Below are 24,466 nucleotides of genomic sequence, written 5' to 3' on the forward strand. Positions count from 1 at the left end.
ACACCTCAAGGACGACCGGGTGTGCGGGCCACGCCGCGGTGCCAACGCCCCCACTGCGCTTCCAGCACCGCCAGTCGGTCCCGGGTGAGGGTGAGCTGGGCGCGCTGGAGTTCGAATTCGGTGCGGCTGACCAGACCCAGTGCGCCGAGGGTGTCGCGCAGGACGATCTTGAAGTTCTCGCGCAGCTCGTCGCGCTCGTCCCGCGGATGCGGTGGAACGAGGTTGGCAAGGCGGCGCGCAAGTTCGTCGAGCTGGTTGAGATCCTGGATTTGCAGTGCGTTCATGGCGGTCCTCCGGTGGCCGGGCCAGATTGCGCGTTGCGCACGCCGCCGGCACTCGGGGGACTGCGCGCGCAAAGGTCGGACAATTCCCGGCACGGGCGTCAGGGAATTGCCGGCCCGCGGTATCCTGCCCGCAACCACGGGAGGCAATGCGATGAAGATGGTGATGGCGGTGATCAAGCCCTTCAAACTCGATGACGTGCGCGAAGCGCTGGCGGAGGCCGGCGTGGCGGGGATCACCGCGACCGAAGTGAAGGGCTTCGGGCGCCAGAAGGGTCACACCGAGCTGTACCGGGGCGCCGAATACGTGGTCGACTTCCTGCCCAAGATCAAGCTGGAAATTGCCGTCACCGACGACCAGGTCGAGGCCGTGACGGAGGCCATCGTTAAGGCTGCCGGCACCGGCAAGATCGGCGATGGCAAGCTGTTCGTCTGGGATCTGGAACGGGTGGTGCGGATTCGCACCGGCGAGCTGGATGCCGATGCGCTGTAAGGCCGCGCCGGCGTGACCCGGGTTCAGTCGGCAGGTTCGCGCCAGACCCCGAGCAGCGCATGCAGAACCACGACCAGCGCCCAGCTCAGCCACAGCGTCCACAGCACGTGCGAGAAGAAGTGCGCGCCGCGCATCTGCTGAACCAGGCCGAAGCCCAGGCACAGCGCGACGGCGCCGAGCCCCGCGCGCCGGCTGAAGCGGCGATCCTCCGGGTAACGCAGCAAGGCAAAGGCCAACAGCCAGCTGCTGACTGAAACGAAGCCGGCGGGGAAACAGTGCCCGGCCTGGCTCACCTGCGTCGAAAACAGCGCCGACACATCGAAATAAGGGGCGTACCCGCCATAGCGATCGACGTCCCACGGGCAGTGCATCGGGGACAGGCGTTTGCCGATCTGCACCACGGTGGGGATAACGAAGATGGCGGCGGCGACCAGCCGCCAGCGGCGCGCATCGTTGGCTTTGCGGTGGCGCCAGGCGATCCACAGGCAGGCCAGGGCGGCGAGGATCAGGACGTTCTTGAAGCCGCTGTGGATCAGGGTCTTGGCCCACCATGCGTTGCGTTGGGGCCACAGCATGCTGCCGAAATCGAAAAACGGGTCCGCCAGCAGCAGGTCGAGCCGATTGTCCCTGAACAGGAACAGCAGGGCCAAAGCGCTGGCTGCAAGCAGCAGGCTTTGGCGCAGGTAGAACCGGGCCCAGAACGTCGGCATGCGGGAGGCTTCAGAAAGAAAACTGCGCGATTCTACGCGCGCGCCGTGAACGCCGGAGGGATTGCCGGCAGCATGGCGGTTCAGGATTCCACGCGATTCCGGCCGCGATCCTTGGCGCGATACAGCGCCGCATCGGCGCGGGCCAGCAGAGCCTCGCGGGTGTCGCCCGGTTCGAATTGGGCGATGCCGATGCTCACGGTGAGGGTCAGAGCCGGGTCGATGTCGGCCAGCGCGTGCGCGCGCGTGGCGTCCAGCAAGCGGGTGGCAGCGACCTGTGCCTGTTCGCGACTGGTGTCCGGACAGAGAATCAGGAATTCCTCGCCGCCGATGCGACCCAGCCGGTCGTACTCTCGCAGCTGCTGTTTCCAGATTGCGGTGGCCGCGTGCAGGACGCGATCACCGGCGGCATGCCCGTGGTGGTCGTTGATTGTCTTGAAGTGATCCAGATCGAGCATCAGAATCGACAGCGGTTGCCCGCTGGCCGCGGCCAGGCCCAATTCGTGGTCCAGCCCGGCTTCGATCGCGCGCCGGCTGGCGATGCCGGTCAGGGAGTCGGTCATCGCCAAGGCGCGCAATGTCCCGGATTTGCGCCATTGCCGCAGTGCCAGCCAGACCAGCAGGGCCACCAGCAGTGCGCCGAGCAGGAGCGCCAGCCGCTGCCAGTGGCGGATGCTTTGCAGGGCCTTGACCTGCTGCAGGCGTGAAGCCGCTTCGGCGCGCAGGCGCCGATTCTCGAAATCGCGGCGCCGGATTTCGTATTCGTATTCCAGCAGGCGGTTTTGCTGGAACCGCATCTTGCCCTGCAAGCTTGACTGCAAGTCGCTGTAGCGCTTGTAGTCGGCCAGCGCCGCGGTGGTCTCTCCCAGCGCTTCCTCGCTGGCGGATCGGGCGCGGAACAGCGTGGCCAGATAGCGCTCGTTGCCGTCACGCTCGATCAGGGGCTGCGCCACGCGGTAATGGGCAAGCGCCGCTTGATGTTCGCCCGTGCCGGCCAGCGCCTGTCCGGACAGCAGCGCCAGTACGTCCGCGTTCCAGTGGTCTTCGCGTGTTTGTGCAAAGGACTGGGCTTGGGCAAGCAGGTCGAATGCGGCGTCGAACTGCTTCTGGTCGATCAGGACGGTGGCCATCGCGATCTGCACGCTGGCGATGCTCGCGTCATCCTGGTGGCTGCGGGCGACCGCGAGGGCTTCGCGCAATGGCGCCTCGGCCTTGTTCGGGTCGCCGGCCTCGTCGTAGAGATAGCCCAGCTGGATGTTGTAGGTGACCACCCGCTCCCAGTCGCGCTGTTCTTCCATGCGGTTGATGGCGTGGGTGAAGTAGCGCTCGGCCTGGGCCCAGTCGCCCATGCGGCGGTAAGCCACCGCCGTCAGCATCATCAGTGCGTCGATTTCATGTTCGATCCCGGCTTCGCGGTAGCTGGCGCGGGCGCGCTGGAAATCCAGCAGGGCCTTGGCCTGCTCGCCCATGTCCGACAACAGCGACCCCCGCAGGGACAGCGCTTCGGCGAACAACTGGCGTTCTTCCGAATTTTGCAGCAGCGCCACCATGCGCCCGGCTTCCTCCAGCGCCTGTTTTCCGCCTTTCAGGACAGAAAGGAAATCGACCCGGCAGAAGATCGCGCGGCCCTGCGAGGCGATGTCCCCGGCCGCTTGCGCACGCGCCAGCGCGTCCGTGGCGTAGGCCAGTCCTTTGGCTGAATCCTTCCAGCGCTCGCTGCTGCAGTAGACCGAGCGGAACTGGACATCGCGCGCCTTGTCACCGGGGGGCAGCAGGACCCGCAGGCGTTCGAGGTTGGCGTCGTAATCGACGAAGCTGGAATCCATCGACGACGGGCCCACGACCCGTTCGAACACGGCATCGAAGCGGGCAGCGCGATCTGCGCCGGTTGCGGGTGCCACCTGCTGCGCGCCCGTTGCCAAGGCGATGGACGCCAGCAACAGCGACAACAGGCAGCGCAACAGGGCAAGGCGTCGCTTCATGGGCATCCCGGAACCAGCCAACCGTGGACCATAACGGCAACCCGACTCGGCTTCCGTGCGCAAGTTCCAACTTCAGACAGTCCGAACCGTCCAGCATTGCTTTCAGCAGGGTAGCGCGCCTGTTCAGCCCGCCAACGCCCGGGCGACGAACGGCGGCAGCGCCTGCGCTGCCTTGTGCACGTCAGCGGAGTAATAGCGCGTGTCGAAGCGTTTGGCGCGTGCGGCGTCTTCGCGAAAGCCGAAATCGGCGGTCGCGGCTTTCTGCGCGAGGGTGCAGCTCCACCAGCCGGTGGGGTAGCAGGGCTGCGGGAACGGCAGGGTCTGGAAACTGTGGAAGCCGGCCTTGCCCATCTCCGCACGCATCGCCTTGATCAGGTCGAGCAGCGCCAGCGGCGATTCACTTTGCTGCACGAGGATGCCGTCGGCCTTCAGCGCGCGGTGGCAGCTCTCGTAAAACGCCTGGTTGAACAGGCCTTCGGCCGGGCCGACCGGATCGGTGGAATCAACGATCACGATGTCCACGCTGTTCGGCGCGCAGTGGGCCATCCAGGCAATCCCGTCGTCGAACAGCAGTTCGGCGCGCGGATCGTGATTGGATTCGCAGAGTTCGGGGAAGTGTTTCTCCGCCATCCGCGTCACCTGTTCGTCGATGTCGCACTGGATGGCCTGCTCCACGCCCGGATGCCGCAGCACTTCGCGCAGGGTGCCGCAATCGCCGCCGCCGATGATCACCACGCGCCTGGGGTCGGCGTGGGTGAACAGCGCCGGGTGCGCCATCATCTCGTGGTAGAAGAAATTGTCGCGGGTGGTGAGCATCATCGCGCCGTCGATCAGCATCAGGTTGCCCCAGTCGGTCGATTCGAAGATCTCGATCTTCTGAAACGGCGACTGCACCTCGTCCAGCTTGCGGGTCACGCGAAAGCCGATTGACGAGCCGGTGTGCTCGAAGTTCTCATGCAGCCAGATGGCCTCGCTCATGGCGGAATTGTCCTCTGCGATACAGGCGCGGATTGTATCGAGGATTGGTCAGGGGTTGACCGGGACCCGGACCGGTGCCCCGGTTATTCTTGGACTGGACCGTGTCCGAACGGCGCTGGCGCAGCCGCTTTCCCGAACTTGCAAAGGAGTCAGTGACATTGGAGACGACCGAGTTTGACGCGATCACCGCCGCCGAGCTGCAAGCAGCCGGCAGCCGCAAATGGACGGCTTTCCCCGGCTGCATCGGCGCCTTCATCGCGGAAATGGATTTCGGCATCGCGCCGCCGATCCAGCAGGCGCTTGCGCAGGCGATGCACGATGGACTGACCGGCTATCTCACCCCCAGGCTGTTGCAGGACCTGGGCGAAGCCTGCGCGCAATGGCAGCAGACCCACCATGCGTGGACGGTGGCGCCCGCTGACGTCAAGGTGATGCCCGATGTCTTGAGTGCCCTGGAAGTGGTGCTGCGGCATTTTCTGCCGATCGGCACGCCGGTGGTGGTGCCGGTGCCCTGCTACATGCCGTTCATCCCCATCCTGAATTGGGTGGGCAACCCGGTGATCCAGCTGCCGATGCTGCGCACGCCGGACGGCTGGCAGATGGACGAGGCGGGGCTGGAGGCCGCCTTTGCCGGCGGGGCCGGGATGCTGTTGTTGTGCAATCCGCACAACCCCATCGGCAAGGTGTATCGCCGTGACGAATTGGAGCGCATCAGCGCGATTGCGGGCCGCCATCGCGCCCGGGTGTTTGCGGATGAAATCCACGCTCCGCTGGTATTTTCCGGCCAGCAGCACGTGCCCTATGCCGCCATCAACGAAGCCGCTGCGCAGCAGGCCATCACGGCGGTGTCGGCCTCGAAAATGTGGAACTTGGCCGGGCTGAAGTGCGCGCAATTGATCCTGAGTCGCGATCAAGATCGTGCGCTGTGGCGGAAGATCGGCCATCACGTCAACGACGCCACTTCGACTTTTGGCGTGATTGCGCACACTGCGGCCTGGGCGCAGGGCGAGCCGTGGCGAGCGCAGGTGTTGACATACCTGCAAGGCAATCGCGATGTGCTGGCGCAGCGTTTGGCACGGCAACTGCCTCAGATCGCCCATATTCCCGCTCAGGGCACCTATCTGGCGTGGCTGGATTGCCGCGCGTTGGCACTGACACCCACGCCGCAGGCGTTTTTCCGGCAACAGGCCAAGGTGGCGTTGACCGACGGCGGTGAGTGCGGTGACGGCGGACAGGGCCATGTCCGCTTCAATTTCGCCCTGCCGCGCCCGCTGCTGGAGCAGGCCGTGGCGCAGATGGCGGACGCGGTGGCGGCGCGCTAGCGACGCCGGCAGGCAAGGCGGGCGCGTGCGGCCTACAATGCGCGTCCTTCCTGTTCTACCGGTGGCCTTGCAATGAGTCAGTGGACGCTGGACCTCGCCCGCAAGACGTATTCCATCCCGCACTGGGCGGATGGATATTTCGATATCGGCACGGGTGGGCGCATGCGCGTGCGCCCGTGCGGCGCGGGCGGGCCGGATTTCGCGCTCCCGGAGATCGTTGATGCGGCGATGGCGCAGGGCGCCAAGCTGCCGCTGCTGGTGCGCTTCCCGGAAATCCTCGGCGACCGCCTCGGCAAGCTGCAGGCCGCATTCGCACAGGCCCGGAAAGATTGGGATTACGCCGGTGGCTATACCGCCATCTATCCGATCAAGGTCAACCAGCACGCCGGCGTCGCAGGGACCCTGGCCAGCCATCACGGTGATGGCTTTGGTCTGGAAGCGGGCAGCAAGCCCGAGCTGATGGCGGTGCTGGCGCTGTCGCGTCCCGGCGGCACGATTGTCTGCAACGGCTACAAGGACCGCGAATACATCCGGCTGGCGCTGATCGGGCGCAAGCTGGGCCTGGAGACTTACATCGTCATCGAGAAACCGTCCGAGCTGAGGCTGGCGCTGGAAGAAGCGGAAAAACTCGGCGTGCAGCCGGGCCTGGGCGTGCGCATGCGGCTGACGTCGCTGGGCGCAGGCAAATGGCAGAACAGTGGCGGCGACAAGGCCAAGTTCGGCCTCGATCCGCGCCAGCTGCTGACCCTGTGGAAGGAGCTGCGCGATTCCGGCATGGGCGATTGCCTGCAGCTGCTGCACTTCCACATGGGCAGCCAGATTTCCAACGTGCGCGATATCGCCGCCGGCATGCGCGAGGCCACCCGCTATTTCGTCGAGCTGAGCAAACTGGGCGCGAAGATCAGCCACGTCGATGTCGGCGGTGGGCTCGGAATTGATTACGAAGGCACTCGCAGCCGTTCCTACAATTCGGTCAATTACGGCATCCACCATTACGCCTCCAGCATCGTGCAGCCGCTGGCCGAAGCCTGCGCGCGCGAAGGCCTGGCGCCGCCGCGCATCCTCACCGAATGCGGGCGCGCGATGACCGCCCACCACGCGGTGCTGGTCACCAATGTCAGTGAAGTCGAACGCGCCCCGGAAGGCCGCGTGCCTGACGTGCACGCCGATGAATCGCAGCCGGTGCGGCAACTGCGCGAACTGCACGCCGAGATGGCGCAGCGGCCGGCGGTGGAGGTGTTCCACGAGGCCACCCAGGCGCATCAGGAAGGCGTGAGCCTGTATGCACTCGGGCAACTGGATCTGACCCAGCGCGCGCGCATCGACGATCTCTTCTACGCCATCGCGCACGCGGTGAAAGCGCGCCTGACCTATGACGAAAAGAGCCACCGCGACCTGCTGGATGAACTCAACGAGCGCCTGGTGGACAAGTACTTCGCCAACTTCAGCGTCTTCGAGTCGATGCCGGACGTGTGGGCGATCGACCAGATCTTCCCGATCGTCCCGATCGAGCGTCTGGACGAAGCGCCCACCCGGCGCGGCATCATTGCCGACATGACCTGCGACTCCGACGGCAAGATCGACACCTACGTCGAAAACGAGGATCTGGACAGCTCGCTGCCATTGCACGAATTGCGCAAGGGCGAGCGCTACCGGATCGGCTTCTTCCTCGTCGGCGCCTACCAGGAGATCCTCGGCGACATCCACAACCTGTTCGGCGATACCGACGCCATCGAAGTGAAGGCCAGCGGCGCCGGCTACGCCATCAGCCAGCAACGCCGTGGCGACACCACCGACGTGATGCTGGATTACGTCGGCTACAAGCTCGACGACCTGCGCCGCCGCTACCGCGCGCTGGTGACCTCCGCCGATCTTGGCGGTGCCGAAAGCGAGCGCCTGAGCGAAGCTCTGGAACGCGGGTTGACCGCGTACACCTATCTGGATGCTGCGCCGGCTTGATGTTGCTGCCTCGTTTGCGGTGTAAGGCGCCCAAGTCCGGGATCACATCGACAACGCGGTTTCCATGATCGGCTTGGCCCAGTCGGGCATGTCCCGCAAGCCCTGCACGTCGCGCGGCCAGGCGATGTGTCCGCGCTCCATTTGCAGCAGCAGGCGCGGGTTGGGCATCGGCTGGCCGAGGACGGCGTCGATGCTGTTGTCGTACACCTGCAATTGCGCGAGGAAGGGCAGTAGCGCGATCAGGTTGCGCCGCGAGGCGGTGTAGCGTTCGCGCACCTTGGCTTCGGGGATGTCGTGGCCGCCACGGGTGACACGCTGCCGCACGCGGACAATGTGATGTTCCGGCGTGTCCAGGCCGCAGAACCACATCAACACGTCATGGGTGGTGGCGGCTTCGCGCAGCTTCGCCGGGACGGAGTTCCCGCCCAGCGTGGTCTCGAAGGCGTGGCTGTGCCTCCCGGCGAGGGCGATTTCCAGGCGACGCATGCCTTCCTGCCATGCTTCGGCGTTGGCTTCGGTGGGTGAGCAGCCGGAGGCGGCAAGCAGGTCGCGTGCGTAGTCGTCGGGGTTGAACCATGTCTTGCCCGCACGACGCAGCAGATCGCCGCCCACCGAGCTTTTGCCCGCACCGTTGACGCCGGCCAGCACGAACAGCTTGGGCTTGACCATGGCTCAGAACTCGTCGCCGGTGAAGATTTTCCCGCCAAGATCCAGGGGCTTGTTGAACAGGCTGTCGAGCATGTCGCCTGCGCCCGGCTCATCCAGCCATTGCAGGCGTTCGTCGTATTTGCGACGCAACTGCTCTACCACGGCGCGATCTTTTTCCCCCGCATCGATCAGCAGCTGCAGGATGCGGTTGTATTCCTCCACCGGCAGGATCACCGCTTCGGGCTGCTTGTGGTTGGTCACCAGCACCTTGCCGTTCTTGGCCACCAGCTTCATCACCCCGCGCCAGCCCAGCTTTTTCACGTCGGAGGCGGGGGTCTGGGGCAGGGCGCTCGCGGGTTTCGGGGTGGTGGCAGCGTTCATGGCCGATCTCCAGCAGAAGATGAGGCCAATATACCCTTTTTGGGGAAAACAGGCTGAATAGGTAAAATTCCCAAAATAGCCAGAATCAGCCGTCGCGATGCACCTGAAACCCCGCGAACGACTGCGAGGTCGGCATCAGTTCGATGCGGTTGATGGTCAGGTGCGGCGGCAGGGTGGCCACCCAGAAGATCGTGTCGGCGATGTCCTCGGCGGTCATCGGGTGGGCGCCGGCGTAGAGCTTGTCGGAGGCGGTCTGGTCGCCGTGGGTGCGGACCACGGTGAACTCGGTTTCGGCCATGCCCGGCTCGATCGCCGTCACCCGCACGCCGGTACCGTGCAGGTCGGCGCGCAGGTTCAGCGAGAACTGGCTGACGAAGGCCTTGCTGCCGGCGTAGACGTTGCCGCCGGTGTAGGGGTAGATCGCCGCGGTGGAGCTGATGTTGATGAGCGCGCCTTTGCGTGCGATCAGCGTCGGCAGCAGGGCGTGGGTCAGCGTCACCAGCGCCGTCACGTTGGTGTCGATCATGGTTTTCCAGTCCGACAGCAGCGCGTCCTGCGCCGGCTTCGTCCCCTGCGCCAGACCGGCGTTGTTGACCAGCAGGTCGATGCCGCGGAAGCGTTCCGGCAGCGCGGCCAGCGCGGCGCGCATCGCGGCTTCGTCGCGGATGTCGAAACAGGCGGTGTGCAGGGCGTCACCGAGTTCGGCGCGCAGGGCGTCCAGCCGCTCGGCGCGGCGACCGGCGGCGATGACCTGCCAGCCGTTGTCGATGAATTTGCGCGCTGCGGCGCGGCCGAAGCCGGCGGTGGCGCCGGTGATGAGGGCGGTGCGGGGAGATGTCGTCATCCCCGCATTCTACGACGGCGCTACCACAGGCCGGGCAGCAGGCGGGCGGTGTGGCGGGCGTGGTCCGGCCAGGTCTCGGGGAATGCCTGCGCCAGCGCGCGCTCTTCGATGCGGATGCGGTGCAGGAAGACGGCGAGAACGGGAAAGAAGATCAGTCCCATCGACACGAAGTCCCCTTGGCACAGGCCCAGGCCGAAAAAGCTGGTCAGCGCGCCGGTGTAGGACGGGTGCCGCAGCCAGTGGTAAGGGCCGGTGCGAACGATGTGCTGGTCGCCGCCGGTGGCGACATCGACGGTGAAAAAGCGCCCCAGCACGCGGATCGACCACCAGCGCAGCAGCAGCCCCAGCGCAATCAAGCCCATGCCGGCAAAGAACGCCGGGTGGCGCGTTGATTCCGGAAATGGCAGCAGGTGCAGGTAGGAGAAAAAAACGCCGGCGAAGATACTGACGAAGATGACCCACCACAGCCGCTTCAGGCTGCCCTGGTCCTGGCGATTGCTGTCGGCGTTGGCGCGGCGGCGCAGGCTGAGCCAGATTTCGCTGCCAACCCAGAGGACGATCAGGCTGTAATAACCGATGGTCAGGAACATGGCACGCGTCCAGACGGAAAGTTCAGGCGCAGGTTGGCCCCGCGCCCATCGCCGCAACAGTGACAACCATCATGCGCAGCGCATGCGGTTCCGTCGCCGCGCTCACTTCGCCTTGATTGCCATCGCCGGCAGCCCGCCGCCGGCCAGCTTGGCCTTGGCGTCGGCCAGTTCCGAAGCGGTGCCGTAGGGCCCCATCCGCACGCGATAGACGGTCTTGTCGCCCACCTGCGCCGATTCCACCCGTGCGCTCAGGCCCAGCAGTGCGATCTTGGCCTTGACCGCCTCGGCGTCGCCGGAAGCGCCGAAGGCGCCGGCTTGCAGGAGGTAGCGGGCGGCCCCGGGGGCGGTCTCGTTGGGGGCGGCCGTGGCCGTCGGCGCGGTGGCGCTGGTCGGCTCGCCAATCGGCGCGGGCAGGGTGCCGTCCGGTTCAGCCGCAGCCGTGGCGTCGAGTTGGGCCTGTCTTGCGCGCGCCTCGGCCTCGGCCTTGGCGCTGGCGGCCAGTTCGGCATCGGTCATCTGCACGCCCTCGCCGGGGAGCAGGGTGTAGAAGTCGTAGCGCGGCTTGGGCGGTTCGGCGTTGGTCGGCCTGGGCGTCTCGGTGGCGACGTCGGGCGCGATGGTGTCGCCCTGCGCTGCCATCGGCTGGGCGTCCGGGTTGGGTGTGGGGCCCACCCGCAGGAAGCCATCGCCGGCGCCGGGCTTGAGCAGGCGCGGCACCAGCAGCACGGCCGCCAGCGTCAGCGCCACCCCGATCACCAGCCAGGCCCAGCCGGGCAGGCGGCCCGAAGAATTGCGTCGTGCCTGCGATTTACCGCGACGTGCTGCCATCACATGCTCTCCGGTGCGCCCACGCCCAGCAGGTCCAGGCCGTTGGCCAGCACCTGTCGTACCGCCAACGCCAGGGTCAGGCGCGCGTCGCGCAGCGTGGCTTGATCCACCAGCACCGGGCTGGCGTGATACCAGGTGTGGAAGGCGTTGGCGAGTTCACGCAGATATTGGGCGAGCAGATGCGGCTCCAGCGTGCTGCCCGCGGCTTCCACCACTTCCGGATAGCGCGACAGTTCGCGCATCAGCTCCTGCGCGGGGGCGTCGTCCAGCAGGTGCAGCTGCGCCGCGCCGTTTTCGGCATCGAAAACGAATCCCTTCTCGCCACACTGGCGCAGCAGGCTGCACACACGAGCGTGCGCGTACTGCACGTAGAACACGGGGTTATCGTTGCTCTGCGAACGTGCCAGATCGATGTCGAAGGTGAGCTGAGAATCCGGCTTGCGCGCGATCAGGAACCAGCGGGTGGCATCGCGCCCGGCTTCGTCGATCAGATCGCGCAGGGTCAGGTAGCTGCCGGCGCGCTTGGACAGCTTCACCTCTTCGCCGCCACGCATCACCGTCACCATCTGGTGCAGCACGTAATCGGGATAACCGGCGGGGATGCCGCAGTCGAGCGCCTGGAGGCCGGCTTTCACCCGCGCCAGCGAGCCGTGGTGGTCGGCGCCCAGCTCGGTGACGGCGCGCTGGTAGCCGCGCTGCCATTTGCTCAGGTGATAGGCCACGTCCGGCACGAAATAGGTGTAGCTGCCGTCGGACTTGCGCATCACCCGATCCTTGTCGTCACCGAAATCGGTCGTGCGCAGCCACAGCGCGCCGCCGTCCTCGTAGGTATGGCCCTTGGCGATGAGCGCATTGACGGTTTCTTCCACCTTGCCGTCGGCATACAGGGAGGATTCAAGAAAATAACGGTCGAAGCGGACGCCGAACGCGCTCAGGTCGTCATTCTGCTCGCGGCGCAGGCAGGCGACGGCGAACTTGCGGATGGCGTCGAGGTCGTCGGGGTCGGGTTTGCCGGTGACGACGTGACCTTCGACTTCGACCGAATCCCCGCGCAGGTAGGCGGTGGCCACGTCCATGATGTAGTCGCCGTTGTAGGCCTCCGCCGGCCAGTCGGCGTCGCCCGGCTTGAAGCCCTTGGCGCGCGCCTGCGTCGAACGCGCGAGGTTCTCGATCTGCACGCCGGCGTCGTTGTAGTAGTACTCGCGCTGCACGTTCCAGCCGTTGGCGGCCAGCACCCGCGCGATGCAGTCGCCGATTGCGCCGGCGCGGCCGTGGCCGACGTGCAGTGGGCCGGTGGGATTGGCGGACACGTATTCGACGCCGACGGTCTTGCCGCCGCCGCTGGCGTTGCGGCCGAAGGCGGCGCCGGCATCCAGCACCTCGCGCACCTGCTGCTGCCAGGCGGCCGGGGTGAGGTGGAAGTTGATGAAGCCGGGGCCGGCGATTTCGACGCGGTCGATGGCTTCGGAGGCTGGCAGCGCGGCAACCAGCTGCTGCGCCAGCGCGCGCGGATTGGTCCGGGCCGGTTTGGCAAGCAGCATGGCGACGTTGCTGGAAAAGTCGCCGTGCGCGCGTTCCTTCGGGCGTTCGATCACGAAGTCCGGCGTCGGGCAATCGGCAGGCAGGGCGCCCGCGGCGCGCAGGGCGGTCAGGCCCTGTTCGATCAGATCGGCGATCAGGGCGCGGAGCTGGGCTTTCACGGTGGGGAAGGTTGCGACGTTGATACGACCTGCCATTGTACGCGAGGACGGGCATGGGCTTGCCGACAGACCGCTTGCCAACTTGCCGCCGCTACACCATCCCCAGCTCCGCCATCGAGGTGGGTGGGCCGTCGCCGATCACGAAGTGATCGAGCAGGCGGATATCGACCAGCGCCAGCGCCTGCTTGATGCGCATCGTCACGGCGCGGTCAGCGGCGCTGGGCTCGGGGTTCCCGCTGGGGTGGTTGTGGCCGATGATCGCCGAGGCGGCCCCAAAGGCCAGTGCGCGCTGGACGATGATGCGCGGATGGACCTCGGCGCCATCGATGCCGCCGCGGAACAGCTCCTCGAAGCCCAGCGCACGGTGGCGGGTGTCCAGGTACAGCACCGCAAACACCTCGTGCCCCAGCCCGCGCAGGCGCTGGGCGAAATAGCGCCCGGCCGCATGCGGGTCGCCGAGCGCCGCGCCGCGTTCAAGCTGGGCGGCCAGATGGCGCCGCCCCAGTTCCAGCGCAGCGGTCAGCAGGCAGGCGCGGGCCGGGCCGAGCCCGCGGTGCCGGGTCATGGCCTTGGCGTCCAGATCCAGCAAAGGCCGCAGTCCACCGGCGTTGGCGATCAGCGTGCGTGCGGCAGTCACCGCATCCTGTCCGCGGGTGCCGGAGCCCAGGAACAGCGCCAGCAGCTCGGCGTCGGACAGGCTGCCGGGCCCGCGGGCCAGCAGTTTTTCGCGGGGGCGTTCGGATTCGGGCCAGTCACGGATATGCATATGCCAATCGTGAACAAGCCACGTCGAAACGGACAGCGGCGTTTGCCCCGGCATCGGGTAAGCTGATGCGCTGGAAAGAGGTCAGGGAATGGCCCGATGCAGGTTCCGCGTTTTCCCAACGACGACTACCGCGTGCTGCTGTGCGTAGGCGGCGGGATCGCCGCGTACAAATCGGCCGAATTGGTGCGTCGGCTGCGCACGGCCGGTGCCGCGGTGCAGGTGGCGATGACCGACAACGCGCAGCGCTTCGTCGGCGCGCAGACCTTCCAGGCGCTGTCGCACCGGTCGGTGCGCACCAGTCTGTGGGACGCGCAGGCCGAAGCCGGCATGGGCCACCTCGAACTGGCAGCGTGGGCGCAGCAGGTGGTGGTGGCCCCGGCAACGGCCAACCTGCTGGCGAAGTTGGCGCATGGGCTGGCCGATGATCTGGTTTCCACTCTGTGTCTGGCCACCGAGGCGCCGATTGCGGTGGCTCCGGCGATGAACCATCGGATGTGGCGGCACCCGGCCACCCAGGCCAATGTCGCCCTGCTGCTGGCGCGCGGCGTGCGCCTGATCGGGCCGGACGATGGCCCGCTGGCCGAAGGCGAATCCGGGCCGGGGCGCATGGCCGAACCTGCGGCGATCGTGGCCGCGCTGGAGGCGTGCGCATGAGCGGGCCTTTTGACGGCATGCGGATCGTGGTCAGCGCGGGGCCGACCTTCGAGGATATCGATCCGGCGCGCTTCCTCGGCAACAGAAGCAGCGGCAAGATGGGCTTTGCCATTGCCGCGGTGGCCGCGCAGCGCGGCGCCGAGGTGGTGCTGGTGGCCGGCCCCGTGCATTTGCCGACGCCGGAGGACGTGCGCCGGGTGGATGTGCGCAGCGCGGCGCAGATGCACCGGGCGGTGCTGGACGCGCTGCCGTGCGACATCTACATCGGCGCGGCGGCGGTGGCGGATTTCACCCCGCGCGCACCGCTGCACCGCAAGCTCAAGAAACAGCCCGGGCAGGACGTGCTGGTGCTGGAACTGGTCAAGACCCGTGACATCCTGGCCGAGGTGGCCGCGCACCCGCAGCGACCGGCGCGGGTGATCGGGTTTGCGGCGGAGACCAACGATGTCGCCGCCTACGCGCGCAGCAAGCTCGAGCGCAAAGGGCTGGATCTGATCTGCGCCAACCAGGTGGGTCTGCCGGGCTGCGGTTTCGAAAGCGACGACAACGCGCTGCTGGTGATCGATGCCAACGGCGAGCGCCCGCTGGGGCCGGCGCCGAAGCCTGTGCTAGCGGCCCAGCTGCTGGACTTGATCGACGCCCACCTGCACGGTGGCAAGCCGTGACTCGGCACCTGCTGCAAGTCCGGGTGCTCGATGCGCGTATCGGCAGCGAATGGCCGCTGCCCGCGCATGCCACCGAGCACAGCGCCGGGATGGATGTGCGCGCGGCGCTGGAGGCGCCGCTGGAGCTGGCGCCCGGCGCGACTGCGCTGGTCCCGTCGGGGCTCGCCATCCACATCGGCGATCCCGGCCTGTGCGCGGTATTGCTGCCGCGTTCGGGGCTGGGCCACAAGCACGGCATCGTGCTGGGCAACGGCACCGGGCTGATCGATGCCGATTATCAGGGCCCGCTGATGGTCAGCCTCTGGAATCGCGGAGCGGAGGCGTTCACCATCCAACCCGGGGATCGGATCGCGCAGCTGGTGCTGCTGCCGGTGGTCCGGGCTGACCTGCGGGTGGTGGAGGCGTTCGAGGAAACCGCGCGCGGACAGGGCGGCTTCGGCCATACTGGGGTGCGCTGACGGGGGGTGTCCATGGCGGTGTTTGGCTTGGGTGGAAAAGGCGAGAAGGGCGAACACGCGGGCAGCGAGAAGCCCAAGCTGGAGTTCGACCCGCTGCAGGCCGCGCGCGCGCTGCCATGGCTGGTGGCGCTGCTGGGCGCGCTGGCCCTGTGGTGCCTGATCGCGGGCGGGCTGCGGCTGCGCGACGACAGCCGCCTGCATTCGCTCGAGTCAGCGCGCGACGACGCGGCGCTGGCGATCCGCCGCAAGCTCGACGAACAGCGGCGCAAGCTGGATGCGCGATTGGCGTCGGCGGAGTTCAAGGCGGCCCTGACCGCTGGCGGGCCGCAGGCGGCGACGGCGCTGCGCAAGGGCTGGCCCGAGGTGATGCGTGCCGAAGTCTGGCCGGCGGACCTGGATGCTTCATACGCGGGGCTGCCGCGCAGCGGGTTCGGACCGCTGGCAGCCGCGGAAGCGGCGCTGTCCAGCGGCAAGACCAGTGTCCGGGTGGTCCAGGCCGGCACGGCACGGCGATTGGCGCTGGCCGCGCCGGTGCAGGCGGCGGGCGTGCGGGTGGCCTACGCAGAAATCCCGTTGGATGCGCTGAGCAACATCATCGAAACCACGAAGCTGCCCGGCGGGGTCTACATTGCGCTGCGCCAGGGCGGCCAGAGCGTGATCGAGGGCGGGGACACCGCGCTGAGCAATTCAGCCGAGGCACTGTCGGTCAAGATTCCCGACAGCGATCTGCGGCTGGTGGCGGCGACACCGGATGAAACCCGGGTGCCGTTTGGCCTGGGTGCGCTGGCCGGGGTCGTGCTCGGGCTGGTACTTGCAGGCATCGCCGCCGTGCTGTGGCTGGTCCTGCGTCCGCGCCTGCTGGCGATGGGTGGCCAGGCCGAGGTCGAGGCCGGGCCAACCCTGGCCGAATTGCAGCCGGCGAAGCCCGCCGAAGAGCGCACCCTGCACGAGCGGGTCAAGGAAGAACCCAAGCCGGTCAAGGAGAAGGTGCCCGTGGTCATCGACCACCGGATTTTCCGCGCCTACGACATCCGCGGCGTGATCGGGCATTCGCTGGATGCGGGCGTGGCGGAATTGATTGGCCAGGCGGTCGGTTCGAGCATGGCCGAGCAGGGGCTGGATACGATCGTGGTTGGCCGCGACGGCCGGCTGTCCGGGCCGGATCTGGTGCAGGGCCTGATCGCCGGTCTGCGCAAGGCCGGACGCAATGTGATCGACATCGGCATGGTCCCGACCCCGGTCGTGTATTTCGGTACCTTCCACCTGCGTACCGGCTGCGGCGTGGCGGTCACGGGCAGCCACAATCCGCCCGATTACAACGGGTTCAAGATCGTGGTCGGGGGCGAAACCCTGTCCGGCCCCGCGATCAAGGACCTGCACGCGCGGATTGCCGAGGATCGACTGCTGGAAGCGGAGGCCCAGGGCACGCTCGACGAGCGCGACATCGGGCAGGACTACGTGCAGCGGATTTCCGGCGACGTCCAGATTGGCCAGCGCCTGAAAGTGGTGGTCGATGCCGGCAACGGCGTGGCCGGCGAGATCGGGCCGCAGGTGCTGGCGGCGGTCGGTGCCGACGTCACGCCGCTGTTCTGCGACATCGACGGCGAGTTCCCCAACCACCATCCAGACCCCAGCGAGCCGCGCAACCTCGAGGCGCTGATCCAGATGGTGCAGAAACTCGATGCCGACATCGGCATTGCCTTCGATGGCGACGGCGACCGGCTGGGCGTGGTCACCAAGGCCGGGAACATCATTTATCCGGATCGCTTGCTGATGCTGTTCGCGGCCGACGTGCTGGAACGCAACCCGGGCGCGGTGATCGTCTACGACGTCAAGTGCACGTCGCGCCTGTCCACCCAGATCCTGCGCCACGGCGGCAGCCCGATGATGTGGAAGACCGGGCACTCGCTGATCAAGGCCAAGATGCGCGAAACCGACGCCGCGCTTGCCGGCGAGATGAGCGGTCATTTCTTTTTCGCCGAGCGCTGGTTTGGTTTCGACGATGGCATCTATGCGGCCGCGCGATTGCTCGAAATCCTGGACGGGCAGGGCCAGCCGGCCGAGGACGTGTTCGCCGCGCTGCCGGATGGCGTTTCGACGCCGGAGATCAAGGTCGAACTGCCGGGAGAAACCGACCCGCACGAATTCGTCGATCGGCTGCGGCTGTCGGCCACCTTCGAGGGTGGCCGGCTGACCTCCCTGGATGGCGTGCGGGTGGACTGGCCCGATGGCTGGGGGCTGGTGCGGGCCTCCAACACCACGCCGGTGCTGGTCATGCGTTTCGATGCCGACAACAACGATGCACTGGCACGCATCCAGCGCCTGTTCTCGGCCAACATGCTGGCGCTGGAGCCGAATCTGCAGCTGCCGTTCTGCTGAGGCACTGCCCGGAAATCCGCGGGCCGGCAAGCATCGCTGCGGTCAACGGCGCGGCCAGGGCAACGCAGACCGAGTCAGCACTGCCCCAGCGTGCGGCTCAGCGCGTTGCCGGAGCCGCCGGAGCCGGCGTGGCCGGCGCCGCATCCGCGCCAGCGGCGCTTTCCTGTCGGGTTTCGCGATAACGGCGCAGGCTGTCCTGCATTTCGGCTTCCAGGGCGGCGCGGTCGGCCCGCTGCGATTGCAGAATCTGCTGTTGGCGCAGCAGTTCGGCGTGCTGGTCGCGGATCGAATTGGTCAGGGACACCGGCACGGGTGCGCTGGCCAGTTCCTTGTCGCTGGCCTGGTTGAGCAGGGAAATCAGGCTCAGCCGCAGATTCGACAGGCCGAGCACGCTGGATTTGATCGTCTCATCCAGCAGGCTGGTGCGCTCGCCGTAGGCCTTGCGCAAGTCATCCTCGGTGCGATACGACTCGACCATCGCCAGATCGCGCCTGCGCGCCGCCGCTTCGGCGTCGGCCTGGATCTGCGCATTGCGGGCGGCGGCGGCGGCGGCGGCGCGCTCGTCGGCGGTCAGGGCGCGCCCGACCGAACCGGTTTCCAGGCCGGTGCGGGCGTTGAATTCGGTGCGCGCGCTGTTGGCCGCCGAGGCCGGCAGGGCGTCGCCACAGACCCGGCGGCCACCTTCATCCCAACAGTAGATCTTCTTCGGCGGGGGCGTGCTGGACTGCGCCATGGCCCCGCCGATTCCGGCCAGTGCCAGGGTCAGGGCAATTGCGGTCGTGTGGGCGGTGTTCGACATGGGCGGTCTCCCCCTTCCGGCAAGCCTATCAGGCCACGCCGTAGCGCGCGCGGTAAGCGAGCAGGGCGGCATGGTGGGCCTCAAGTTCGCGGCTTTCACCGGCAAACGCAAGCAGGTCGGAAAGCCCGGCCACCGCGAGCACCGGGATGCCGTGTTCACGCGTGACCGCCTGTGCCGCCGATTCGGTGGCGTCCTCGCGCACCCGCTCCTGGCGGTCGAGGGCGATCACGATCCCGGCCGGGGTGCCGCCGGCTTCGGCAATGATCGCCAGCGACTCGCGGATCGCGGTGCCGGCGGTGATCACGTCATCCACGATCAACGCGCGTTTGCCGGCCAGTGACGCGCCGATCAAGCAGCCACCTTCACCGTGCGCCTTTGCCTCCTTGCGGTTGAACGCCAGCGGCAGATCGCGTCCGCGGTGGGCGAACTCGCAGCCCAGCGCGGTGGCCAGCGGAATGCCCTTGTAGGCCGGGCCGAACAGCAGGTCGAAGTCCAGCGTTGCTGCCGCGATCGCGTCGGCATAGCATGCGGCCAGCGTACGCAGCGCCGCGCCGGAATCGAAGCGCCCGGCGTTGAAGAAGTACGGACTCACCCGCCCCGACTTCAAGGTGAACTCGCCAAAGCGCAGCGCCTCGACGCGCAGTGCAAGTTGCAGGAAACGGGTCTGGTATTCGGCGAGCATGGACAAGATCGACGTTCGAACCCGCAAAAGGTTAGCGCATGCGGCTTCGAGTTGCGCTTATCCTTGCAGGGTCACCGGAAGAACCCGCTTTGGCTCTACCGAATCCCGTCTCCCGTCTCCACAATCCCGTTACCCATGCACATCCTCAGCTTCAACGCCAACGGCCTGCGCTCGGCCGCCAGCAAGGGTTTTTTCGACTGGTTCCGCCAGCAGGACGTGGACGTGCTGTGCGTGCAGGAAACCAAGGCGCAGGAGCACCAGCTCACCGGTGCGGCGTTCCGCCCTGCGGGCTATCAGGCACTGTTCAAGGATGCGCAGAAGAAAGGCTACAGCGGCGTGGCGATCTACAGTCGGCGCGCGCCCGACGAAGTACGCACCGCGCTGGGTTGGGCGCCATTCGACGACGAAGGTCGCTACATCGAGGCGCGCTTCGGCAATCTCAGCGTGGTGAGTTTCTACATCCCGTCCGGCAGCTCCGGCGAGGAGCGCCAGGGCTTCAAGGAAGCGGTGATGGCCTGGCTCGAACCGATCATGGACGGCTGGCTTCGCAGCGGCCGCGAATACGTCCTGTGCGGTGACTGGAACATCGTCCGCGCCAGGAACGACATCAAGAACTGGACCGGCAACCAGAAGAACTCCGGCTGCCTGCCGCACGAGCGCGCCTGGCTCAGTGGCTTGATTGCAGACGACTGCCACGACGGACTGATCACGCCACCTGCGCGGGGCTGGAAGGACGCCTTCCGGGTCGCCAAGCCCGATGCGGTGGAGTATTCGTGGTGGTCGCAGCGCGGCGGCGCCCGCGCCAACAACGTCGGTTGGCGGATCGACTATCAACTCTGCACGCCCGGCATCGCCGCCGGCATCCGCAGCGCCGACATCTTCCCGGAGCCGAAATTTTCCGACCACGCCCCGCTGCGGGTGGAGTACGACATTTGAACGCCGACGCCAAGCCGAAAAAGCCCTCCGTCTGGCAGTCTTTCAGCCAGCCTGCCGCCGGCACGATGTTCTTCTTCGGCTTCTCCTCCGGCCTGCCGTTCCTGCTGGTGGCCGGCACCCTGGCGTTCTGGCTGAAGGACAACGGCATCGTCCTGAAAGACATCACGATGATCGCCAGCGCCGGCATGCTGTACGCCTTCAAGTTCGTCTGGGCACCGCTGCTGGATCACTGGCGGTTGCCGGGTTTCCAGCGACTGGGACGCCGGCGCGGCTGGCTGCTGGCGGCCCAGCTCGGCGTCATCGCCAGCCTGCTGCTGATGGCCGCGATCACCCCGGCGCAGCTGGGCCTGTTCATTGCGGCAACCTTGGGCGTGGCGTTCTTCGGCGCCACTCAGGACATCGCGGTGGATGCCTACCGCATCGAGATCGCGCCGGTGGATGCGCAGGGTGCGCTGGTGGCGACCTATTCACTGGGCTACCGGATCGGCCTGATCGTGGCCGGTGCCTTCGCCGCGATCATGGCCGACCACATCGCCTGGAGCCTGGTCTACCTGATCATGGCGGCGGCGATGCTGATTCCGCTGGCCGCCAATCTGGTCGCGAGCGAGCCGCAGGTCGCAATCAAGCCGCAGCATCCGCGCTGGCGCGAGGCAATGGTGAGCGCGGTGGCGGATCCGTTCGCGGATTTCTTCCGCCGCTTCGGTTGGGCGCTGGCGTTGACGGTGCTGGCCTACATCCTGCTGTTCAAGGTGCCCGAGCAGGCCACCGTGGGCGGCATCATGAGCCCGTTCTACATCGATCAGGGCTTCACCAAGACCCAGATCGGTTCGATCACCAAGCTGTGGGGCGTGTGGGTCGGGATCGTGGGGGTGTTCTGCGGCGGTGCAATGGTGACCAAGCTGGGCGCGTGGAAATCGCTCGGGATCATGATGCTGGTCTGCGGCAGCTGCAATCTGCTCTACCTGCTGCTGATGGTGCACAAGGGCGACCTGTGGGTGCTCACGGCGGTGATCTCGGCGGAGAATTTCACCCTCGGCATGCTCGGTCCACCGACCGTGGCGTTCCTGTCGGCGCTGGTCAACCCCAAGCACACCGCCACCCAGTACGCGCTGCTCAGTTCGCTGGTGAACCTGCCAGGCAAGGTCCTCGGTTTCTTCGCCGGCGGGATAGTGATGGCGACCGGCTACGGCATGTATTTCATCATCACCGTGCTGGCGCTGGTACCGGCGGCATTGCTGTACGTCTGGCTGACGCCGAAGCTGCGCGCGCGGGTCTTCGATCCGGCGGCTCAAGCCGGATAAAGCGCACCCAGCACGCGCGGCCCGGCCGCGCCGGTCACCGCCGTCAGGTTGCCGGGCCGGCCAGCCAGATATTCGCGGGCCAGCCATGCGAAGGCCATCGCTTCGATGAAATCCGGATCCAGTCCGTGGACGGCGCTGGTCTCGACGACCGCGCCCGGCAGGGCTTCGGCCAACGCCGCCAGCAGCCGCGGATTGTGCACGCCGCCGCCGCAGACGATGACGCGCCGGGTAGCCGGCTGATGCGCGCGCAGCGCGTCGCGCACGCTGCACGCGGTCAGCGCCAGCAGCGTGGCCTGCACGTCGGCGGCGGCTTCCTGGCCGGCCAAACGCGATTCCACCCAATCCAGATGGAACTGGTCGCGGCCGGTCGATTTCGGTGGCGGCAGGGCAAACCACGGCTCATCCAGCAGCCGATCCAGCAACGTGGTATCCACGCGGCCCTGCGCCGCAAACGCGCCGCCGGCATCGAACGCTGCGCCGGTGTGGCGGGCGCACCACGCATCCATCAGCCCGTTCGCCGGGCCGGTATCGAAGCCGCGCACCGCGCCCTGCGCGGGCAGCAAGGTGACATTGGCGATCCCGCCCAGATTGAGGATGGCGCGATCCTCACCGGCGTCGTGCAGCACGGCGGCGTGGAAGGCCGGCACCAGCGGCGCGCCGTGGCCACCGGCGGCGACGTCGCGGCGACGGAAATCGGCCACCACCGGCACGCCGCAGCGTTCGGCGATGCAATTGGGATCGCCCAGTTGCAGCGTGAACGGCGCAGCGCCGTGCGGGTGATGGCGCAAGGTCTGCCCGTGTGAACCGATCGCCGTGACGGCGGTCGCCGCCAGGCCGCTCTCGCGGAGCGCCGCCTGCGCCGCTGCCGCGAAGGCCTGGCCGATGCGCACGTCGAGCGCGCCGATGGCATCCAGCGTCACCGCCTGCGCCTGCTGGCCGAGCGCCACCAGCTGCTCGCGCAGTGCCGGTTCCCACGCATAGGTACGGCCGAACACCAATGTCGGTTGTGCGTGTGCGTGATCGCCATCGAATCGCACCAGCGCGGCATCGATGCCGTCGGCGCTGGTGCCGGAGATCAGGCCGAGGTACAGGCGATGGTCAGCGGCAGCCGTCATGCGCCGCAGTATCGCACTGCCTGCGCGCGTCAATCAGCCGCGACGGCGCGCGGGAGCGTGGGCCGGCTTCCTCGCGGGCGCTTGCGCCGAGGCGACCGCACCCGGTTGCGCAGTGGGCGCGGCATCGGCAATGCGGCTGCCGTCGTCGAGCTGGAACACCACGTCTTCCATCTCGCGGATCTTGTCGAGCGCATGCCGGGTGTCGGCGTGGAACGCCACCAGGGCCGCGCCGCTGAGCGGTGCCGGCGGTGGCAGGGTCATCTTCTGCGGATTCATGTGCACGCCGTTGACCCGGAATTCGTAATGCAGGTGTGGGCCGGTGGCAAGGCCGGTGCTGCCGACGTAGCCGATCACCGCGCCCTGGGCGACGCTCTGGCCGACGTGGATGTTGGCGAAACGCGACATATGGCCGTACAGCGTGGTCTTGCCGCCGCCGTGGTCGAGGATCACCGCGTTGCCGTAGCCGCCCTTGCGGCCGACGAAGGCCACCCGCGCATTGCCCGCCGCCATGATCGGGGTGCCGGAGGCCGCCGCGTAGTCAATCCCCATGTGGCCGCGCATCCGCCCCAGAATCGGATGGCGGCGCATCCCGAACCCCGAGCTGATGCGCGCATACGGAATCGGCATGCGGATGAACGGGCGCTTGAGCGAGCGGCCGTCCGGGGTGAAGTATTCGGGCTTGCCGTCGCGCAGGAAGCGGAACGCGCTCTTGATCTTGCCATCGACAGTGAACGCCGCCGCCTGCACCGGGCCGGTGCTGACCAGCTGGCCGTTCTTCCAGGTCTGGTCGACGACGACGCTGAAGCGGTCGTGTTCGTCCAGATCGGAATCGAAGTCGATGTCGTATTTGAACATCTCGTCGGTGAGCTGGTTGAGCTGGGCATTGCCCAAGCCCAGCGCGCGGGCCGAGGCAAACAGCGAATTGCCGACTTCACCGGTCAACACCACGGTACGGGTCGTCACTTCCACCGGCACCGCCCGTTCGCGCACCGCATCCGCGCTGAACTCAAGTTCGATCGGGGTATCACCCACGCCGGGGCCGGCTTCAAGCCGCATCGCCCGCACGCTGCCGTCCTCGGGCAGGTTGAAGCTGAGTTGGGTGCCGGGGCGCAGTCGACGCAGGGTCGGCTGGATGCGCGGGTGCTGCATCACGCGCTCGAGCTGGCTGTAGGGAATGCCCAGTTCCTCGAACACGCCGCTCAGGGTCTGGCCGGGCTTGAGCGTCACCGATTGCCAGCGGTCCTGGTTGGTCGCGGCCTTGTCGGGCTTGGGCAGGGTCAGCGCCATCGTCATGCGCTGCGCCGTCACGTTGCCGGGCGTGCCCAGCAGTTGGGAGAACCCCGGGACGATGGCGACCAGCAGGGCGCCCATGGTGGTCAGCACGCTGACCTGCGCCCAGTGGCGGCGCGTCCAGCGGCCGCGGAAATCGTGCGGGATCAGCGACGAAATCGAGCGGTCCGCGTTGACCCGCGCGCGCTCCAGATTCTTGCGCCGGACCGCATTGTGGTTCGAATCCGCCGTGTGATCCGTCATATGATCATCTCCGGCGCGTTCGTGGGCGCCACAGCGGGCTAACATAGTCGCGTCAGAAAGGTGCGTCAACCCGTTGAATCGGCGGATGTTTTTTTGATGGCCGCTTTAACGTGATATTAACGTTGCCGGCAAAAACCTGAATGCGGTGTTCGGCCGCGGGAGAGAGGCGTTCGTGGTGGATTTGCAGCATTCGATGGAACTGCTCGCCCGCGGCAGCGACGAAATCCTCAAGCGCGAAGAGCTCGAGGCGCGCCTGGCCGCGTCGATGAAAGACGGCGGCCGCCCGCTGCGGATCAAGGCCGGCTTCGACCCGACCGCGCCCGACCTGCACCTTGGCCACACGGTGCTGCTCAACAAGATGCGCCAGTTCCAGGATCTGGGCCATCAGGTCATCTTCCTGATCGGCGATTTCACCGGCATGATCGGCGATCCCACCGGCAAGAATGTCACCCGCAAGCCACTCAC

General features: G+C 67.2%; 23 protein-coding genes and 1 pseudogene (1 of these 24 running past the window's edge). 9 read left to right on the forward strand and 15 right to left on the reverse strand.

Annotated elements, in window-relative coordinates; all coding sequences use genetic code 11:
* Positions 1–5: 5 nt before the first annotated feature.
* On the reverse strand, positions 6–284 hold the full coding sequence (locus M9902_RS08210; protein ID WP_297222169.1) for an accessory factor UbiK family protein: 279 nt from the start codon (positions 282–284) through the stop codon (positions 6–8).
* A 151-nt stretch (positions 285–435) separates the two neighbouring features.
* On the opposite strand from M9902_RS08210, the gene M9902_RS08215 reads away from it, so the two are divergent.
* A complete protein-coding gene (locus M9902_RS08215) occupies positions 436–774 on the forward strand; it encodes a P-II family nitrogen regulator (protein WP_297173265.1) in 339 nt (112 codons plus the stop codon).
* A gap of 23 nt (positions 775–797) precedes the next feature.
* On the opposite strand, the gene M9902_RS08220 is transcribed toward M9902_RS08215, so the two are convergent.
* The 3 genes from M9902_RS08220 to speE all read right to left on the reverse strand — a co-directional run bounded on the left by M9902_RS08220 (position 798) and on the right by speE (position 4,441).
* Positions 798–1,484 (reverse strand): phosphatase PAP2 family protein, encoded by a 687-nt coding sequence (locus M9902_RS08220; protein ID WP_297222172.1) that lies wholly within the window; start codon positions 1,482–1,484, stop codon positions 798–800.
* Between the two features lie 80 nt (positions 1,485–1,564).
* Complete coding sequence (locus M9902_RS08225; protein WP_297222173.1) at positions 1,565–3,463, reverse strand: diguanylate cyclase; 1,899 nt, start codon at positions 3,461–3,463, stop codon at positions 1,565–1,567.
* A 123-nt stretch (positions 3,464–3,586) separates the two neighbouring features.
* Entirely contained in the window at positions 3,587–4,441 is an 855-nt protein-coding gene (gene speE, locus M9902_RS08230; protein WP_297222175.1) for a polyamine aminopropyltransferase, read from the reverse strand.
* A 158-nt stretch (positions 4,442–4,599) separates the two neighbouring features.
* Between speE and M9902_RS08235 the strand changes: the two genes are divergently transcribed.
* Together M9902_RS08235 and speA are read left to right on the forward strand one after the other, a co-directional pair.
* Positions 4,600–5,763, forward strand: a complete 1,164-nt coding sequence (locus M9902_RS08235; RefSeq protein ID WP_297222177.1) for an aminotransferase class I/II-fold pyridoxal phosphate-dependent enzyme — start codon at positions 4,600–4,602, stop codon at positions 5,761–5,763.
* Between the two features lie 72 nt (positions 5,764–5,835).
* Entirely contained in the window at positions 5,836–7,722 is a 1,887-nt protein-coding gene (speA, locus tag M9902_RS08240; RefSeq protein WP_297222179.1) for an arginine decarboxylase, read from the forward strand.
* Positions 7,723–7,764: 42 nt separating this feature from the next.
* On the opposite strand, the gene M9902_RS08245 is transcribed toward speA, so the two are convergent.
* From M9902_RS08245 to radC, 7 genes are all read right to left on the reverse strand, one after another.
* Positions 7,765–8,391, reverse strand: coding sequence for an AAA family ATPase (locus M9902_RS08245; RefSeq protein WP_297222181.1), 627 nt, complete (start codon positions 8,389–8,391; stop codon positions 7,765–7,767).
* Between the two features lie 3 nt (positions 8,392–8,394).
* Positions 8,395–8,751, reverse strand: coding sequence for a type II toxin-antitoxin system Phd/YefM family antitoxin (locus M9902_RS08250; protein ID WP_297222183.1), 357 nt, complete (start codon positions 8,749–8,751; stop codon positions 8,395–8,397).
* 85 nt (positions 8,752–8,836) lie between these two features.
* Positions 8,837–9,595 (reverse strand): SDR family NAD(P)-dependent oxidoreductase, encoded by a 759-nt coding sequence (locus M9902_RS08255; RefSeq protein ID WP_297222185.1) that lies wholly within the window; start codon positions 9,593–9,595, stop codon positions 8,837–8,839.
* A 20-nt stretch (positions 9,596–9,615) separates the two neighbouring features.
* On the reverse strand, positions 9,616–10,185 hold the full coding sequence (locus tag M9902_RS08260; protein WP_297222187.1) for an isoprenylcysteine carboxylmethyltransferase family protein: 570 nt from the start codon (positions 10,183–10,185) through the stop codon (positions 9,616–9,618).
* A 102-nt stretch (positions 10,186–10,287) separates the two neighbouring features.
* A complete protein-coding gene (locus tag M9902_RS08265) occupies positions 10,288–11,013 on the reverse strand; it encodes an SPOR domain-containing protein (RefSeq protein ID WP_297222189.1) in 726 nt (241 codons plus the stop codon).
* Positions 11,013–12,749 carry an arginine--tRNA ligase gene (gene argS, locus M9902_RS08270; RefSeq protein ID WP_297222191.1) on the reverse strand — a complete coding sequence of 579 codons (1,737 nt, stop codon included), beginning with the start codon at positions 12,747–12,749 and terminating at the stop codon, positions 11,013–11,015. The genes M9902_RS08265 and argS overlap by 1 nt, the downstream gene beginning before the upstream one ends.
* Positions 12,750–12,804: 55 nt before the next feature.
* Complete coding sequence (radC, locus tag M9902_RS08275; RefSeq protein WP_297173228.1) at positions 12,805–13,479, reverse strand: DNA repair protein RadC; 675 nt, start codon at positions 13,477–13,479, stop codon at positions 12,805–12,807.
* A gap of 96 nt (positions 13,480–13,575) precedes the next feature.
* Here radC and coaBC point away from each other — a divergent pair.
* The 3 genes and pseudogenes from coaBC to M9902_RS08290 form a co-directional block, all read left to right on the forward strand.
* Positions 13,576–14,684: pseudogene (gene coaBC / locus M9902_RS08280) on the forward strand (bifunctional phosphopantothenoylcysteine decarboxylase/phosphopantothenate--cysteine ligase CoaBC); the annotation flags it as partial.
* Between the two features lie 110 nt (positions 14,685–14,794).
* Entirely contained in the window at positions 14,795–15,256 is a 462-nt protein-coding gene (gene dut, locus M9902_RS08285; RefSeq protein WP_297173225.1) for a dUTP diphosphatase, read from the forward strand.
* Between the two features lie 12 nt (positions 15,257–15,268).
* A complete protein-coding gene (locus M9902_RS08290; protein ID WP_297222194.1) occupies positions 15,269–17,635 on the forward strand; it encodes a phosphomannomutase/phosphoglucomutase in 2,367 nt (788 codons plus the stop codon).
* 97 nt (positions 17,636–17,732) lie between these two features.
* Here M9902_RS08290 and M9902_RS08295 read toward each other — a convergent pair whose 3' ends face one another.
* Entirely contained in the window at positions 17,733–18,434 is a 702-nt protein-coding gene (locus M9902_RS08295; protein WP_297222196.1) for a hypothetical protein, read from the reverse strand.
* A 28-nt stretch (positions 18,435–18,462) separates the two neighbouring features.
* The gene (gene pyrE / locus M9902_RS08300) at positions 18,463–19,116 is read right to left on the reverse strand and encodes an orotate phosphoribosyltransferase (RefSeq protein ID WP_297173214.1); all 654 of its coding nucleotides are present in this window, start codon (positions 19,114–19,116) and stop codon (positions 18,463–18,465) included.
* 135 nt (positions 19,117–19,251) lie between these two features.
* On the opposite strand from pyrE, the gene M9902_RS08305 reads away from it, so the two are divergent.
* Both M9902_RS08305 and M9902_RS08310 read left to right on the forward strand, forming a co-directional pair.
* Complete coding sequence (locus M9902_RS08305; RefSeq protein WP_297222198.1) at positions 19,252–20,052, forward strand: exodeoxyribonuclease III; 801 nt, start codon at positions 19,252–19,254, stop codon at positions 20,050–20,052.
* Positions 20,049–21,353, forward strand: coding sequence for an MFS transporter (locus tag M9902_RS08310; RefSeq protein WP_297222199.1), 1,305 nt, complete (start codon positions 20,049–20,051; stop codon positions 21,351–21,353). The genes M9902_RS08305 and M9902_RS08310 overlap by 4 nt, the downstream gene beginning before the upstream one ends.
* Here M9902_RS08310 and M9902_RS08315 read toward each other — a convergent pair.
* The gene (locus M9902_RS08315; RefSeq protein WP_297222200.1) at positions 21,341–22,468 is read right to left on the reverse strand and encodes an anhydro-N-acetylmuramic acid kinase; all 1,128 of its coding nucleotides are present in this window, start codon (positions 22,466–22,468) and stop codon (positions 21,341–21,343) included. The genes M9902_RS08310 and M9902_RS08315 overlap by 13 nt on opposite strands.
* 33 nt (positions 22,469–22,501) lie before the next feature.
* Positions 22,502–24,001 carry a M23 family metallopeptidase gene (locus tag M9902_RS08320; RefSeq protein ID WP_297222202.1) on the reverse strand — a complete coding sequence of 500 codons (1,500 nt, stop codon included), beginning with the start codon at positions 23,999–24,001 and terminating at the stop codon, positions 22,502–22,504.
* Positions 24,002–24,173: 172 nt separating this feature from the next.
* Between M9902_RS08320 and tyrS the strand changes: the two genes are divergently transcribed.
* Positions 24,174–24,466, forward strand: partial view of a tyrosine--tRNA ligase gene (tyrS, locus tag M9902_RS08325; protein WP_297222204.1) — the 5' end (the start) only. Its footprint extends 934 nt past the window's final position; the window shows 293 of its 1,227 coding nt (coding positions 1–293); it begins with the start codon at positions 24,174–24,176; the stop codon falls past the right edge of the window.

The sequence above is a fragment of the Thermomonas sp. genome (genome assembly GCF_023953935.1).
Classification (GTDB): Bacteria; Pseudomonadota; Gammaproteobacteria; order Xanthomonadales; family Xanthomonadaceae; genus Thermomonas.